This is a genomic window from Mucilaginibacter pedocola (assembly GCF_002013915.1).
Taxonomy (GTDB): Bacteria; Bacteroidota; Bacteroidia; order Sphingobacteriales; family Sphingobacteriaceae; genus Mucilaginibacter; species Mucilaginibacter pedocola.
The window spans coordinates 442,416-458,758 of sequence record NZ_MBTF01000023.1; the positions used below are offsets into that span (position 1 = coordinate 442,416).

Genomic DNA, 16,343 nt, shown 5'->3' on the forward strand with positions numbered 1-16,343 from the left:
CAAAATTTTCAAAAATGTTTAACAAGTTTATGAAAAGGCCGGTGTTAGCTATTGTGCTATCATTGACCATCATTTTCCTGGGCGTGCTCTCTATCGAGACGCTGCCCGTTTCGCAGTTCCCATCCATTGCGCCGCCAATGGTTGTGGTGAACGTAGCCTACCCGGGTGCCAGTGCCGATGTATTGGTAAACTCGGTTTTGATACCGATGGAGAAAGCCATCAACGGTGCGCCGGGCATGAAATACATGACATCTGACGCAACCAGCGCCGGCGAGGCCACCATACAGATCGTATTCGACCTGGGTACCGACCCTAACCAGGCGGTGGTAAACGTAAAGAACCGTATTGAACAGGTAACCAATCGCCTGCCCGAACTGGTACAGCGCGAAGGTTTGGTGGTGAGCTATACCTCGCCAAACATGCTAATGTATGTGAACCTTTACAGTACCGACCCTAAAGCCAACGAGAACTTCCTGTACAACTTTGCCGGGGTAAACATCATACCCGAGCTAAGCCGTTTGAAGGGTGTGGGTAGCGCCAAAATTTTGGGTAGCCGCCAATACGCTATGCGTGTTTGGTTAAAGCCCGACAGGATGCGCGCCTACAACGTATCTACCGAAGAGGTGATGAAGGCCATGAGCGACCAAAGCATCATCGGTTCGCCGGGCAGGCTGGGGCAAAGTACGGGTAAGCGTTCGCAATCGTTAGAGTATGTACTTACCTATCAGGGGCGCTACAACACTGCTGAACAGTACCAAAACATCATAGTCCGCGCTAATAAAGACGGGCAGCTGCTGCACCTGAAAGATATTGCCGATGTGGAGCTGGGCAGCGAGTTCTACGATATTTATTCGAATATGGATGGGCACCCTTCGGCGGCCATCACCCTGAAACAAACATACGGCAGTAACGCCAGCGATGTAATTAAAGAGGTGAAAGAGAAGCTGGAAGAGATAAAGGCCCGCTCTTTTGCGCCGGGGATGGATTACCAGATCAGCTACGACGTTTCCAGCTTCCTGGATGCATCGATGGAGAAGGTAATACACACACTGGTAGAAGCCTTTATACTGGTGGCTATTGTGGTGTTCATCTTCCTGGGCGATTGGCGCTCAACGCTGATACCTACGCTGGCGGTGCCGGTTTCGCTTATAGGTGCATTCTTCTTTATGCAGCTGTTCGGCTTAACTATTAACCTCATTACGCTATTTGCCCTGGTACTGGCCATTGGTATTGTGGTGGATAATGCCATTGTGGTGGTAGAGGCCGTGCACGCCAAAATGCACGAGGATCATCGATCGCCCTATAAGGCAACCAAAGAAGTATTGCAGGAGATAAGCGGCGCTATTATCGCCATCACCTTCCTCATGACGGCGGTATTTATCCCGGTTGCATTCATGACGGGGCCGGTAGGTATCTTCTACAGGCAGTTTTCTATCACCATGGCAACCTCCATTGTAATATCGGGTTTTGTGGCGCTAACGCTTACACCGGTATTGTGCGCCATGATATTGAAAGATACCCATGGCCAGCCAAGGAAGAAAACCATCATGAACCGCGGGCTTGATGCCTTCAATGCCTGGTTTGATAGGTTTACCGGCCGTTATGCGGGCTTTCTGCGTATAATAGTAAACCGCCGCGTGGTTACTTTTGGTATGCTGATAGCATTTTGCGTTGGTATTTGGTATACTTCAGATACCTTGCCAACGGGCTTTATCCCTAACGAAGACCAGGGGCAGATATACGCCATCATCCAAACGCCTCCGGGTTCTACCCTCGAGCGTACCAATGATATTGCGCACCAACTGCAAAAGATAGCCTCGCATGTTGAGGGTGTGCAGTCGGTATCGGCATTGGCAGGTTACGAGGTATTAACAGAAGGCCGCGGCTCTAACGCTGGTACCTGTCTGATCAACTTAAAAGATTGGGGCGAGCGCAAGCATAACGCCCGCGAGATAGTAGAAGAACTGGAGAAAGAAGCCAAAGTAATACCGGGTGCTACCATCGAGTTTTTTGAACCGCCCGCAGTGCCGGGCTATGGTGCGGCCGGTGGTTTCTCGCTGCGCTTGCTTGACCAAACCAACTCCGGTGATTACGAAAGCTTCGGCAAAGTGAACGACGAGTTTATGGCCGCTCTACGTAAACGTAAAGAGCTTACCGGTTTGTTCACCTTCTTTGCGGCCAACTACCCGCAATACGAATTGGAGGTAGATAATAATGCAGCCATGCAAAAAGGCGTATCTATTAAAACCGCAATGGATAACCTATCTATACTGATAGGTAGTACTTACGAGCAGGGCTTCATCCGTTTCGGTAACTTCTTTAAGGTGTACGTGCAATCGTCGCCCGAGTACCGTGCCTTACCCGAGGATGTGCTGAAACTTTATGTGAAAAACAACCGCGACGAGATGGTGCCTTATTCGGCCTTCATGAAAATTAAAAAGAAGCAAGGCTTGAACGAGATAACCCGCTTTAATATGTACACTGCATCGGCCATTAACGGTTCGCCGGCGGTAGGGTACAGCAGCGGCGAGGCCATTAAAGTGATACAGGAAGTTGCCAAGAAAACCCTGCCACGCGGTTACGATATCGACTGGTTGGGGCTATCAAAAGATGAGGTGGGCCGCGGTAACGAGGCTATCTATATCTTCCTGGTGGTACTGGTATTCGTATACTTTGTATTGGCCGCCCAGTACGAGAGCTTTATTATCCCGCTATCGGTTATCCTATCATTACCTGCGGGTGTATTCGGCGCATTTATGCTGCTGAAAATAATGGGCCTATCTAACGATATCTACGCCCAGGTGGGCTTGGTGATGCTGGTGGGCTTGCTGGGTAAGAACGCGGTACTGATAGTAGAGTTTGCCGTGCAGAAGAACCAGCAGGGCGCAACTATACTCGAGGCTGCTATTGAGGGTGCTAAGGTGCGTTTCCGTCCTATCCTCATGACGTCGTTCGCCTTTATTGCGGGCCTTATCCCAATGCTTTTTGCAACAGGCCCAGGTGCTTTGGGTAACCGTACCATTGGTGCGGCATCTGCCGGGGGTATGTTGCTGGGTACCGTGTTCGGGGTGATCATCGTTCCGGGGCTGTACTACATCTTTGGTAGCCTTGCCGAGGGCCGCAGGCTGATAAGCGATGAGGACGAAATGCCACTATCGGAAGATTTTACCCACGCTAAAAAGAAAGCAAGGAAAGCCTGGTTCAACAAAGCAAAAACACAGGAATTGCCAACCGAAAACCAACAAGCACATGAATAGAAATAAGATATATGCGAGCCTGGCCATGGCAGGGCTGTTGTTGAGCTACCAGGCCTGCAAAATGCCCGCCGTTGTGCAGCGTGCCGAAAACAAGAGCACGCCCACGGCCTACGCAAACGGCGGCCAGGATACTACCAATGCCGCTGCCATTAGCTGGCGCGAATTGTTTAAAGACCAATACCTTGCCGCGCTGATAGATACCGCCCTGAAGAATAACCAGGAGCTGAACATCACCCTGCAGGAGATAGAGGTAACCAAAAATGAGATACAGGGCCGCAAAGGCGAGTACCTGCCCTTTGTAGGCGTAAAGGCCGGCGCAGGTTTAGATAAAGTTGCGCGCTACACCAGCCGCGGCGCTATGGAAGCCAATACCGAGATAAAACCCGGTAAAGAAATGCCCGACCCGCTGCCCGATTTTGTGGTATCGGCCTATGCATCATGGGAAGTAGATATTTGGCATAAACTGCATAACGCCAAGAAAGCTGCGGTAATGAAATACCTGGCCACGCAGGAAGGGCGTAATTTTATGGTAACACACGTAGTTGCCGAAATTGCTGACTCGTACTACGAATTGCTGGCTTTAGATAACCAGCTGCAGATACTGAGGCAGAATATCGATATCCAAAACAACGCTTTGAAAATAGTACGCATCCAAAAGGAAGCCACCAAGGTTACCGAGCTGGCCGTGAAACGTTTTGAAGCGCAGGTTTACAAAACCCGCAGCCTGGAATTTGACATACAGCAGCAGATAACCGAAACCGAGAACCGCATTAACCTGTTATTGGGCCGTTTCCCGCAGCCTATAGCACGCGATGCGCAGGCCTTCGAGAATCTGGACCTTACGCCGCTGCAGGCCGGTATCCCGTCGCAATTGCTGGCCAACAGGCCCGATATACGCCAGGCGGAGTTTGAGCTGGCAGCATCAAAACTGGATGTGAAGGTAGCCAAAGCCAAGTTCTACCCATCGTTGGGTATATCGGCAGCGGTAGGTTACCAGGCCTTTAACCCTTCGTACTTGTTTACCACGCCCGAGTCGGTTTTGTATTCGTTATCGGGCGAATTGGTGCAGCCTTTAATTAACCGTAATGCTATTAAGGCCGAATACCGCAGCGCCAATTCGAGGCAGTTGCAGGCCGTTTACGAGTACGAGCGTAAAATACTTACCGCTTATGTAGAGGTGGCCAATCAACTATCAAAGGTTGGTAACCTCGAGAAAAGCTACAGCTTGCGTAAAGGGCAGGTAGATGCTTTAGCACGGTCGGTGGGTATATCTAATACCTTGTTTACCTCAACCCGTGCTGATTACGTGGAAGTATTGTTAACGCAGCGCGAGGCTTTGGAAGCTAAATTCGACCTGATAGATACCAAGAAGGAGCAGATAAACGCACGCATAAACGTTTACCAGGCTCTGGGCGGTGGCTGGAAATAATAATTACCCCTACTAAAACAGCCCCCTTTAGGGTCGTCCTGCGGAAGCGGGATGGCCCTTGTTTTTTATAAACCCTTTCTATTATTTGCAGCGCAAAATCTGAAACATTTATATCAAAAGCTGCAAGCCTCATCATTACTGCACGTGTAACTTCGCCTATTGCGTGGCTTAAAAACAGCCCGCGCTAAAACCAATTATTATGCTGCTTTCTTAGTTCAAAACAGCAGCTATTTTGTTTTTTCTTATGGGTAATAGTTTACTACGTTTCTTGTTGGTTTATTTAACGGTTGCAGTTACGTCGGCTTATGGGCAGTCGCATGTTTATAAGCCCGTATCTGCAAAAAAAAGCGCCGCGGTAAACCCCTTATCGCCCGACCCTATTTTTAGTTACCGTTGGGATAACCCAAAAGCTTCAGACGAACTGGAAGCGTATACCTTAAAACCGGTATTGTGGCACAACCCGGCGGGTAATTTCAAAATGGATGCTTATAAGTCTAAAGGTGAAATTACCGTTATCGGTGCTGGCGATATCCGATTTGATTTTGGGCAGGAGAACGCCGGCTGGCTCGAATTTGAATCGGACGACGTCTCGGGCGATGTAGAGATGAGCATCAGCGAGTATAACGAGCCTGCTGTATTAAACGCTGGTGCTGAGCATCCGGTAAAAACACTGGGGCCGGTTAAGCACGGCAATATTTACAGACTGGAATTAAACCGCGAACTTTATGAAGGCGTCCGTTTTGGTTGGATACACGTGCGTAAGTTTGTTAGCCCATGGCATATACGCAACCTGCGCCTGGTATGCCAAACCAAACCGGTAAACTACAGGGGCAGCTTTGCCAGCAGCGATGCCGAACTCACGCGTATTTGGTACACCGGGGCCTACACCGTAAAACTTAACCTGCAGAAAGACTACTTCGGCGCCATATTGATGGAACGCAGCGACCGCCACTCGTGGACGGGCGATGCCTACCCATCGCAGGCAGCATCTATGGTGGCTTTCGGTAATTACGATTTTGTGAAGCTCAATCTCACCAATACCTCGGGATTGAACAACGGTATACTCAGCTACTCGCTTTATTGGGTGCTCAGCCTTATCGATTACGCAAATTATACCGGAGATACCGCCTTTGTGCGTAAATACATCAGCAATGCCTGCAGTAAGTTAGATACCGCTTACAACCACTTTGGCAAACAGAACCACCTCGGTTTTTATGGCTGGGACGAACGGTTGGGTGCCGGTTTTGAGAACCCGGATAACCCCGAATCGCAGCGGGCCTATCAAATGCTCAGCATCCGAAGCTGGGCAGAGTTTGGCGGGTTGATGAACCAGTTAGGGGAAACCGCTTTGGCCAAAAAATACACCGGGTATGCAGAACAGAAAATGGCATCGATACGAGAGAATAGAGGCTGGGTCTCTGCGTATGGCCTGCATGCTTCTGCTGATGCGGTGAATACCCGTCTTACTACACCACAGGAAGATTCGTTGTTCTTTAAAGCGAATTATACTGATAGGGTTAACCGCTTATCTTACTCGCCTTTCAACCAATACTTCGTGATTGCTGCCATGGCCAAAATGAACCGTTATGATGATGCAATAAGTGCTGTGAAAGATAGCTGGGGCGGGCAACTAAAATACGGGGGTACAACTTTCTTCGAAGTTTTCAGGCCCGATTGGAATAATATACTGAAGCCAAACGATGCGCCCATTAACAACCAGTGCGGCTACACCAGCCTGTGCCACCCATGGAGTGCAGGCGTTACCAAGTGGCTTTCGGAAGAAGTGTTGGGCATAAAGCCACTGGCTCCCGGTTTCAGGGTTTTTGAAATATGGCCGCATTTGGGCAGCTCATTAAGTTGGGTAAAAGGCCGCACGCCACTCGCATCAGGTATTATCAGTGTGGATATTAATGTTGCATCAGGCAAATCCTCATTCTCGGTACCGGCGAACACCATGGCCAGCCGCGTTGCCATTCCATTCGCGCAAAATGTGCCGGAAGCCTTTTATATAAACAATAAGCTTGTTTACAAGGCAGGGCAACGTGCTGATACCACGCTTTGTGCAGTACGTGATGGTTATTTTATTTTGAAAAATGTGGCCCCGGGGAATTATCAATGTAAGGCAGTTTACAAGATTAAGCGGGCACAAGTGAAACCTTCTCAACAGAACTGGGCTTACGCCATCCCTACTATGGAGCAGGATTCGCTCACGCGTGGCAACTGGACGAATAAGTACGGTAAGAGCGGATATATGCTTTTTAATGATGAGCAAACAGGCGCTCATTTACAAAAACTTCCATCGTACGTAAAAGGAGTTACCATAAAAATGGCTGGCGATGTGCATAAGCCGGGCATAATTGGCTCGCTGGCAGATACCCTTGGCCACCCCGGCGCTTTTGGTGCGCTTGTTACAAAAGACCCGCAGCCGACAGCCCAGTGTATTACGATGGATATTATATCGAAGGATAAAGCCCGGCATCAACTCGCCCTATATTTTTTAGATGACGAAGGCGATACCCGCCGCACTGCCGTAGAGGTGTTCGATGCTGATTCGTTGAAAATATTATCGCCCGTACAGCTTATCAAAAACTACGAAAAAGGGAAGTACCTCAAATTTAACTATACCGGCAATATCCGCATCCGTGTTTGCCAGGTGCGTGGTAAAAATGCAGCAGTTAGCGGCTTGTTTTTCGATTAAGAATTTACGCGACCTTGTGCCTGCGGTAGCTATTTAAAAAGATATAAAACCAATTTAAACTTAACACGATATGCGTTTCGTCTCAATTTTCGGCCTTTTATTGTTGCTTATGGTTAGCAGCGCAAGCAACGTGTTTAGCCAGCCCGAATGGAAAAAAAAGTATAACAGCCCGGCAACGGTACAAAAGATGTTTGCTGAGCCGCCTATGTTTTATGCCCCGCATGCATTTTGGTTTTGGGACGATACCTTGCGGAATAACCAACTACCGGTTAGCATGGTGAAAGAAATGGCCAAACAGAGGCTAAACCCCGGCTATGCGCATCCCCGTAGCTCTATGGATCGGCTGAATCCTAAATTCCCGTCGTTGCCTTACAGCCAATATTTAGAGAAGCCCTGGTTCGATAATTTTGGAGAGGCAATGCAATCGGCAAAAGCAGCCGGGTTAACATTGGGTTATTGCGATGAATACGATTGGCCAAGCGGGCAGGCGGCAGACCGCGTGCTTAAACAACACCCCGACTTAGAGGCAAAATACCTGGTTTGGAAACGCTACGAAGTAAAGGGCGGGTCTGCTGTAAATTATCCGGCGGTAGACTTTGCAGTAGCAGCTAAACTATCTAACGGCAAAATAGATGCATCATCCTTAAAGGTAATTGAAGGCAGCGCAGGCATAAATTGGACCGCCCCCGCCGGGGATTGGGTGATATACACCTATGCTAAACAATTTCATGCCGGTATAGATGGGGGCAAGGTTAACTACCTCGATCCGGGCTTAATGAAAGCATTTATGCCATTAGTGCACGATCAATACAACGCAAACTTTCAGGGCGAGATGGGTAAAACCATACCGGGTGTATTTGTTGACAACGAGGGCGATTATGGCTGGCACATGGCATGGTCAGATCATTTGGCGGAGGCGTATCTAAAGCAGAAGGGGCGCGACATTCGTCTGTGGCTCCCGTTATTAACCGAAAAAGATAATAAAGGCTTATATGTTAAAGCCCGTTTCGACTGGTTCGACACCGTGACCGATGTATATAACGAATGTTATTTTAAGCCCATTGCCGGCTGGCTTAGCAGCAAAAATATGTACTACATCAGTAACCTGTGGGAAGAATCGTTGCAGTTGCAGGCGGGTGCCGTTGGCGATTTTATGCGCATTACCCGCACGGCTACAATGCCGGGTACCGATTGCCTGCTGATGAAATCGCAGGATGTGCATGATTTTAAGGAGACACAAACCGTGGCTGAGTTTGAGGACCGCCCTTTTATGAGCGAAATAATGGGTGTGGCCGGGTGGGGGCAAAGCCCGCAAACCATGAAGATGACACTAAATTCGGTCACCTCTTTCGGCGTTAACCACATTGTGCCCCATGGCATATATCTTAACCGCAAACCAGAAACCTACCCTTTCCCGGCCGACTGGTACACCGAGAACCCCTACTGGCCGTACCTGCACCAATGGACCGATTTTGCGCGCCGCGCTTCTTTTGTTACCCGGCAAAGTAAATTAGTTGCCGATGTTCTTTTGGTAAACCCGCAGGAAAGTATCTGGGCAAATTCCGAAAAGTTATTTGATTATAACCACCCTGAAGATGATGGTGCCTGGAACGAATTTGCAGGTAGGGTAGAGGCTCAATACTCGGGCGCTATGCGGCGCATGAACGAAAATAATTTAGATTTTTTAATAGGCGATACCTATTATCTAAACAAAGCAACGCTTAAAGTTGCCGGGAAGCAAATCAGCCTGCTTATAAACGGGCACCAATTTAGTAGCATTGTTTTGCCGCCTATGTCGGTTGTTTCGCGCCCGGTGGCCAATAAGTTGCTGGAGTTTGCTAAAAAAGGTGGTAGTGTGGTGCTGCTCGGCGAGTTACCCACGGGCTCGCCGGAAGTTGGCGAGCAGGACCCTGTAATTATAGCGGCTATGCAGGGTCTTAAAAATTGCACGAACGTTACTGATCTTTCTGCTGCGCAAAATCCGTCTGCGCAATTGCCGGCGGCCCTTAAAAGCAAGCTGCCGCACATCAGCTTGAAAAATGCGGGCCGCTTGTATACCGCGCACAGGCAATTAGGCAATATCCATTTATACTGGTTCGCCAACAATGAGAGTGTAGAGAAAACTTTTGTGGCTTCGGTACCACAAGGCACCGGCGGTGCTGAAATATGGAATTGCGAAAACGGAACTGTAAGCCCAGTTGAAGCAACAACTGCAAATGGCTATCGTAACGTTAAGTTAACGCTGCATCCCTACGAAGGGTATTGGTTAGCCTTTAACCCTAATAGTGCCATTAAGGTTGCCCCCCGCACCGTAAAAACTTTGACCCGCCAATTAGAAGGCGACTGGGCCATAAGCTATCCCGGTGTAGATACTATTTTCAGAACTTCCGCAAGTGCATTCTTTTCTGATGATAGCGCAGTCAAGCCCGCGCTGTTAACAAATAGGACCGTCGACCCGTCATGGAAAAGGTCTTCTTTTATAAAAGGATCGCTTACCCGGGTAGTTAGTACAGATGGAAAGGATAAACGACAGGAGCTGAAATCCCTCGGCGGAAAGTATGCTTATTGGCAACTCACCATTCCGGCCGGTGCCCGCGAGGTAATCTTGCCATCAGCAATGCAAAACGCACCGATATACCTTGACGGAGAGTTACTAAGCAAAACCGCAGGAGCTGTAGCCTTAAAGAACGATGCCCGAACATTAGCTTTCGCCATAAATACCGACGAGCAGTTGCCTGCGCAACCCATAAAGTTTTTGATGGGAAATAAGGTTTCGCGCCCATTACAAAGCTGGTTCGCCTATGGGCTTGACGAATATACCGGCTATGTAGACTACGAAAAGGAAGTGGTGATAAACAAATCGAGCCAAAAGCTATGCCTCGATATTGCCGGTGTGGATTACATGGCCGAAGTTTTTGTGAACGGTAAATCGGTTGGTAGTCGGTTATGGCCGCCTTACAAGTTTAACGTGCCCAATGAATTGGTTAAGGATGGGAAAAATACCATACGCATTCGTGTTGGCAACCTCATGCTAAACAGCATGTCGATGAAAAACGACTTGCACCAACTCAGAACCTGGTCGTGGGGTATGTCTCCCGCTCCCGAACTGGACGACTATAATACAGAAATAAAAGGCCCTGTATCACTGGTGTTTTCTAAGTAGATCAATAAAACGAGAACTTTAAATAAACGAAATGCTGAAAGGCGATATGATCTGGCAAAAAGATCGTAACGCCTTTTTTTGTAAGCAAAAAAATTAAGGCAAGTTTTTAATAAAATCTATAATGTCTATAGAATTAGTATTAATTATTTTTTACTTTTGATTCGATGCACCTGTTCGAGGTTAAGTTTGTTCATAACATGTTGAGCAGAGCTCTTTTTGGGGTAGCAATTAACGATATAGTGTTTAATAATTAAGTATTTATTTGCAATAGAATAATGGCAACATCAGGGTATGCACAATTAAAAACTCTTATTGAAGAAGGAGAGGCTGACGCCGAAAAGTTTTATAACAAAGGTAACCAGGCGGCGGGCGTTAGGCTGCGGATAAAGCTGCAGCAGGTACGAAAACTCGCGCAGGAGATAAGGCAGGAAATAACTGCAATAAAACGACAGAAATAATATCAACAACATGGCCAGGTGGCCGAGAGGTGAGGCAAGGGTCTGCAAAACCTTCTACAGCGGTTCAAATCCGCTTCTGGCCTCCTATTAATTAAAAGAATATCGGGCGATCGGTTTAGCCGTTACCCGGCATCAATTAGCATCGTTACATGAAGAAAACCTTATCCCCAATGCTGTTCAAGTTCTTCAGCATTGCCGAGCCACATTTGTTTTCAACCGATTCGCCCTTTAGTTTTAAAACCGTTACTTACTATAAAGTAAAGCCGGGGCGTTTAAATGAGTTTGTTGCCCTCTGGAAGAAAAGTGCGCAGCCTATTTATAAAGAATTGGTAGCGCAGGGGCATTTACTAAGTTTTAAAGCACGGTCGCCTTTATACCAAAGTACCGGGAGCAACCGTTGGGATATGAAAGTAGAGCTTACCTATAAAACAGAGGAAGCCGCTTTTGATGAGGTGGCCCGCACGCAAGCCGTAAACAAAGTATTTAGGGATGCCGATGCTTACCGCCGTACGCAAGCGCATTTGGCCGAAGTGGTTTTGGCGCAATGGGCCGTAAAGGCCACTAATTTTATTTTAAACTAACGTATATGGCACTTACCATAACCGACGACAATTTTGAAGAGCTGGTACTACACGCTAACAAACCCGTGCTGCTTGATATTTGCGCCGAGTGGTGCGGCGCCAGCAATATGGTTAACCCGGTGATAGAACAAATTTACCAGGAGTACCAGGGCAAAGCCATTGTTGCAAAACTGGATGCCGACTGTAACCCTATAACACCCAAAAGGTATGGCGTGCGCAATATACCCGCCTTATTGTTCTTCAAAAATGGAGAAGTAGTTGATAAGCAGATAGGTGCTGCGCCCAAAGCAGTAGTTGCTGCATTGTTGGATAAACAGTTTTAACTGCATTGCCTAAACTAATAACGCCACCATCGCTCTACCGGGCTGTCCTCTCAAAGAGCCCCATATCTACGCGGTAAACTTCTCGCAAAAATATTTGTGACACTCCGTTAACATCTTTTTTAGCTCGTATATAAATTCTATAGTATTAATATACTATTATTGTGCGCCTTACTTGTAGTAGTAGGGTGCTATTTATCAAGGATATACCACAAAGTGTTTTATGAAAACGTGTTGAAGCTGAATTTTTCCGGGCTCGCCCCGGTTTGTTAACATGCATAATATGCGTAGCACGCGCATAATTATTACCCTATCAACAGTTAAAAAACATCATGAAAGATATACAGCTCAATGGCTTTATTGAATTGCTTTTTCAAACGCATAAGGCAGAGTGGGAAGCCACACCATCTAACCAACAGGCCATTCATTGGCTAAACGACCTGCTGGAGTTTTTGTTCCCCAACAGCCGCCTCAATAAAAAAATAATTTACGAAGGCCAGCTGAAAAAGAGCCAGATAGAACTGGAGAATATCCTGCTCAGCTACCTCGACCCCGAACAAATAAATATTACTGATGCCGTTGAACGCTTTTACGAGGCTTTGGCCGGCATATACCAGGACCTGCGTGCCGATGCCGCCCGCATGTACGAGCAAGACCCCGCCGCAGGCAGCGTGCACGAGGTCATCGTATCGTATCCCGGTTTTTATGCCATAGCGGTGCATCGTATAGCCCATCAGCTTTCGCAATTGGCGGTGCCTATATTGCCACGCATACTAAACGAGCATGCCCATGGTAAAACGGGGGTTGATATACACCCCAGCGCACGTATAGGTGTTCCGTTTTGTATAGACCATGGTACGGGTATTGTAATAGGCGCAACGGCCATCATCGGTAAAAACGTAACCATATACCAGGGCGTAACTATTGGCGCAGCGCAGGTAAGCAAAGGGCTTAAAGACACAAAACGCCATCCAACGGTTGAAGATAACGTGACCATATACGCCCGTAGCACCATCTTGGGCGGTAAAACCATTATTGGGCACGATAGCATTATTGGCGGCAGCGTTTTTTTAACCAAAAGCGTGGAGCCTTATTCCAGCGTGTTCAACACGCACCAATTACGAATAGAAGTTAAAACTGATATACAATAATTATGGCCGGTATTATTGACCTTATTGGCAACACGCCGCTTGTTGAGCTTACCAAGCTTAACCCAAACCCCAATGTAAAAGTATTTGCCAAGCTGGAGGGTAACAACCCCGGCGGCAGCGTTAAAGACAGGGCAGCGTTCAATATGATAAGCAGCGCCTTAGAGCGCGGCGAAATAAACAAGGGCACACGGTTGGTTGAGGCTACCAGCGGAAACACCGGCATTGCCCTGGCCATGATAGCAAACTTATTCGGGCTGGATATTGAACTGGTAATGCCTGCAAACTCCACCCGCGAGCGTACGCTTACTATGGAGGCTTTTGGTGCAACGGTTACCCTGCTCGAAAATATTGAGGCCTGCCGCGATTACGCCGAAGCCAAAGGCGTTACCGAAGGGCATTTTCTGCTGAACCAATTTGCCAACAGCGATAATTATATGGCCCATTACAAAGCAACCGGGCCCGAAATTTGGCGCGATACCAACGGCGGCATCACGCATTTTGTAAGCGCTATGGGTACCACGGGCACCATAATGGGCTGCTCGCGCTACCTTAAAGAAAAGAATGCCGATGTACAAATAGTGGGTTGCCAGCCGACTGAAAACTCATCTATCCCCGGCATTCGCCGTTGGGAACCTGCTTACCTGCCAAAAATATTCGAAGCAAGCAGAGTTGACCGCACCATAGATGTTTCGGAAGCTGATGCCACACAAATGGCGCGCAAGCTGGCCCGCGAAGAAGGTATTTTTGCCGGCATGAGCACTGGCGGCGCCTGTGTGGCTGCCTTACAAGTTGCGGCAGAACTATCGGAAGGAACCGTCGTATTCATAGCCTGCGACAGGGGCGACCGTTATTTGAGCAGCCCGCTGTTCGGGTAGCCGAAGGAAAAATCTTCGCTTATATTGCAGCTGCCTGACCAGGCATAATAATCAAATTATGCGCTATTGCGGTCAAAAGCGACAAACCACTTTGTAGCATTAGTTTTAATTTTGGATAGATGATGCTCGTCATCTAACCAAAACAGAACCTATATGCAACAGAATGTAAAAATCGGATTGTTCGGCATCGGGCTGCAGGCTTATTGGGAACAATTCCCCGGGCTTGAGGAACGCTTAAAAGGCTATGTAGGCCAGGTTGCCGGTAAAATGCAGCAATTCTCGGCCGAGATCGTAAACCTCGGTTTGGTAGATACTCCCGCCGCTGCCTTTGAAGCCGGCGACCGCTTTAAGGTAGAAGATGTAGACCTTATTTTTCTGTACGTAACTACCTATGCTTTATCATCAACGGTGCTGCCTGCTGTGCGCAAAGCTAAAGTGCCTGTGGTTATACTCAACCTTACGCCGCTGAAAAGCATCGATTATGCATCCTTCAATAATTTGAACGACCGCACAACCATGACGGGCGAGTGGCTTGCGCATTGCTCTGCCTGCCCCGTGCCCGAGATAGCCAACGTTTTTAAACGCAGCGGTATTCCTTTTTACCAAATTACGGGTATGCTGGAGAACGATCCGCATGTTTGGGCCGAGGTAGAGGAGTGGATAGATGCCGCCCGGGTAAAACGAACCATGTACTACAACCGCTTGGGGGTTATGGGTAACTATTACAACGGCATGCTGGATATTTACACCGACCTAACGCTGCAATGCGCCGTTTTTGGCGGGCATATAGAAATTGTAGAGGTTGACGAATTATCGGGCATAAGGGAAGCCGTAACGGATGGGCAGATCGCCGAAAAGCTCGAAGAGATAAACAACAGGTTTGATGTGCAGCCCGATTGTTCGGCAGAAGAACTGGAGCGCGCGGCGAAAACGGCCGTAGCGTTAGATGTAATGGTAGCTAAATATCAATTGGGGTCGTTAGCCTATTACCACCGCGGAGCAGGCAACCCGGCCAATGCAAATACCATGTCCTCGGTTATTCTCGGTAATTCCTTACTTACGGGCCACAATGTACCGGTAGCGGGCGAGTACGAGATCAAAAACGTGCAGGCCATGAAAATTATCGATACCCTTGGTGCAGGCGGCTCCTTCACCGAGTATTATGCGATGGACTATGAGGATGATGTGGTACTGATGGGGCACGACGGGCCCTGCCATCCGCGCATAGCCGAAGGCAAAATAAAAGTGAAGCCGCTGTTGGTATACCACGGCAAAATAGGTAACGGGCTTTCGGTAGAGATGTCGGTGCTGCATGGGCCGGTAACCTTGTTATCCGTTGTGGAAACAGGTAAGGGCTCATTGTGCTTTTTAGTGGCCGAAGGCGAATCGGTGCCGGGGCCTATATTGGAAATTGGCAACACAAACAGCCGTTACAAGTTTTCGATAGGTGCCCGCAATTTTGTAGAGAACTGGAATCAGCACGGGCCGGCGCATCATTGTGCTATCGGGAAAGGCAATTTAGCCTCGCGGATAAAAAAGCTGGGATCGATGCTGGGGATAGAAACCATACAAGTTTGTTAAGCCGGTGCAAAGCCTGTTCTGTTTGTTACGAAAGAGGCTTTGCCATTTTACTGCAGGCCCGATAGCAATGCCAGCAGTATAGATATTTTGTGGAAGTTGGTTTTAACGTGTTTTACAGCTACCGATAGCTGGTTCTCTACGGTGTGTTTGCTGATGTTCAGTTGTTCGGCAATTTCGGTGTTGCTCAGGTCCCTAAACTTGCTCAGGTAAAATATCTCTGTGCAGCGTTTAGGTAAACTCTTCAGGCAGGCTTCTAAAATGCTCTGGTTATCGCTTACCGCTAATTTTTCGTAACCGAGGTTATTTACCGAGCCATATTCGGCATATTCGTGACCATCATTATCAATACTTTCTAACAGGAGTAGCTTAGCCGCTTTAGCGCGCCTGTAAACCTCGTAACGCGTGCACGAGTTTAAGTAGTGCCCAAAATTGCGTATATCAAGGCTTTCGCGCTTCTTCCAAATACATACAAAAACTTCCTGAACTACCTCTTCGCACAGGCCTTGGTCTTTTATATAATGCGCCGCGGCTTTATATAGCCGTAACCAATACCTATCGTACAATAAGCCAAAGGCCCTATGGTCATCGGCTTGCACCTGTTGCCACAACTCTTCGTCGGTTAGTAATATTTTACACATACGCTCTCAAATACCGGCATACACATTTGGGGGATACGCCATGGTTTACAATAGTTACAGGGTGGCATTTGCCTTAGCGGAAAGCATTTGCCAATTGGTTAAAATAATTAGTATAGCCCGGTTAAATAGCCCCGGAAAATAGGTTTATGGTGCCAATATAGTACGGGCATTTGTAAACACCATCCTGTACCG

The 16,343-nt window shown here is 48.0% G+C and carries 11 protein-coding genes and 1 tRNA gene; 11 read left to right on the top strand and 1 reads right to left on the bottom strand.

The window, feature by feature from the left end:
- Window positions 1–14: 14 nt before the first annotated feature.
- From BC343_RS19525 to BC343_RS19575, 11 genes are all read left to right on the top strand, one after another.
- A complete protein-coding gene (locus BC343_RS19525; RefSeq protein ID WP_078349476.1) occupies window positions 15–3,257 on the top strand; it encodes an efflux RND transporter permease subunit in 3,243 nt (1,080 codons plus the stop codon).
- Entirely contained in the window at window positions 3,250–4,686 is a 1,437-nt protein-coding gene (locus BC343_RS19530; protein WP_078349477.1) for a TolC family protein, read from the top strand. The genes BC343_RS19525 and BC343_RS19530 overlap by 8 nt, the downstream gene beginning before the upstream one ends.
- A 244-nt stretch (window positions 4,687–4,930) precedes the next feature.
- On the top strand, window positions 4,931–7,384 hold the full coding sequence (locus BC343_RS19535; protein WP_078349478.1) for an alpha-L-rhamnosidase C-terminal domain-containing protein: 2,454 nt from the start codon (window positions 4,931–4,933) through the stop codon (window positions 7,382–7,384).
- A gap of 70 nt (window positions 7,385–7,454) precedes the next feature.
- Window positions 7,455–10,547: a glycosyl hydrolase gene (locus BC343_RS19540; protein WP_078349479.1), complete on the top strand. Its 3,093-nt coding sequence runs from the start codon at window positions 7,455–7,457 to the stop codon at window positions 10,545–10,547.
- A gap of 275 nt (window positions 10,548–10,822) precedes the next feature.
- Window positions 10,823–11,005, top strand: coding sequence for a histone H1 (locus BC343_RS19545; protein WP_078349480.1), 183 nt, complete (start codon window positions 10,823–10,825; stop codon window positions 11,003–11,005).
- A 12-nt stretch (window positions 11,006–11,017) separates the two neighbouring features.
- A tRNA-Cys gene (locus BC343_RS19550) sits at window positions 11,018–11,088 on the top strand.
- Window positions 11,089–11,154: 66 nt separating this feature from the next.
- Window positions 11,155–11,586 carry a hypothetical protein gene (locus BC343_RS19555; RefSeq protein ID WP_078349481.1) on the top strand — a complete coding sequence of 144 codons (432 nt, stop codon included), beginning with the start codon at window positions 11,155–11,157 and terminating at the stop codon, window positions 11,584–11,586.
- A gap of 5 nt (window positions 11,587–11,591) precedes the next feature.
- Entirely contained in the window at window positions 11,592–11,909 is a 318-nt protein-coding gene (locus BC343_RS19560) for a thioredoxin family protein (RefSeq protein WP_078349482.1), read from the top strand.
- 329 nt (window positions 11,910–12,238) lie between these two features.
- Window positions 12,239–13,057, top strand: a complete 819-nt coding sequence (locus tag BC343_RS19565) for a serine O-acetyltransferase (protein ID WP_078349483.1) — start codon at window positions 12,239–12,241, stop codon at window positions 13,055–13,057.
- Window positions 13,058–13,059: 2 nt separating this feature from the next.
- Window positions 13,060–13,932: a cysteine synthase CysM gene (cysM, locus tag BC343_RS19570; protein WP_078349484.1), complete on the top strand. Its 873-nt coding sequence runs from the start codon at window positions 13,060–13,062 to the stop codon at window positions 13,930–13,932.
- A 153-nt stretch (window positions 13,933–14,085) separates the two neighbouring features.
- On the top strand, window positions 14,086–15,513 hold the full coding sequence (locus BC343_RS19575) for an arabinose isomerase (RefSeq protein ID WP_078349485.1): 1,428 nt from the start codon (window positions 14,086–14,088) through the stop codon (window positions 15,511–15,513).
- Between the two features lie 47 nt (window positions 15,514–15,560).
- Here BC343_RS19575 and BC343_RS19580 read toward each other — a convergent pair whose 3' ends face one another.
- Entirely contained in the window at window positions 15,561–16,151 is a 591-nt protein-coding gene (locus BC343_RS19580; protein ID WP_078349486.1) for an RNA polymerase sigma factor, read from the bottom strand.
- Between the last annotated feature and the right edge of the window lie 192 nt (window positions 16,152–16,343).

Coding starts and splice junctions, on each gene's coding strand:
- BC343_RS19525 (WP_078349476.1), top strand. CDS start 15: ATGTTTAACAAGTTTATGAAAAGGCCGGTGTTAGCTATTGTGCTATCA.
- BC343_RS19530 (WP_078349477.1), top strand. CDS start 3,250: ATGAATAGAAATAAGATATATGCGAGCCTGGCCATGGCAGGGCTGTTG.
- BC343_RS19535 (WP_078349478.1), top strand. CDS start 4,931: ATGGGTAATAGTTTACTACGTTTCTTGTTGGTTTATTTAACGGTTGCA.
- BC343_RS19540 (WP_078349479.1), top strand. CDS start 7,455: ATGCGTTTCGTCTCAATTTTCGGCCTTTTATTGTTGCTTATGGTTAGC.
- BC343_RS19545 (WP_078349480.1), top strand. CDS start 10,823: ATGGCAACATCAGGGTATGCACAATTAAAAACTCTTATTGAAGAAGGA.
- BC343_RS19555 (WP_078349481.1), top strand. CDS start 11,155: ATGAAGAAAACCTTATCCCCAATGCTGTTCAAGTTCTTCAGCATTGCC.
- BC343_RS19560 (WP_078349482.1), top strand. CDS start 11,592: ATGGCACTTACCATAACCGACGACAATTTTGAAGAGCTGGTACTACAC.
- BC343_RS19565 (WP_078349483.1), top strand. CDS start 12,239: ATGAAAGATATACAGCTCAATGGCTTTATTGAATTGCTTTTTCAAACG.
- cysM (WP_078349484.1), top strand. CDS start 13,060: ATGGCCGGTATTATTGACCTTATTGGCAACACGCCGCTTGTTGAGCTT.
- BC343_RS19575 (WP_078349485.1), top strand. CDS start 14,086: ATGCAACAGAATGTAAAAATCGGATTGTTCGGCATCGGGCTGCAGGCT.
- BC343_RS19580 (WP_078349486.1), bottom strand. CDS start 16,151: ATGTGTAAAATATTACTAACCGACGAAGAGTTGTGGCAACAGGTGCAA.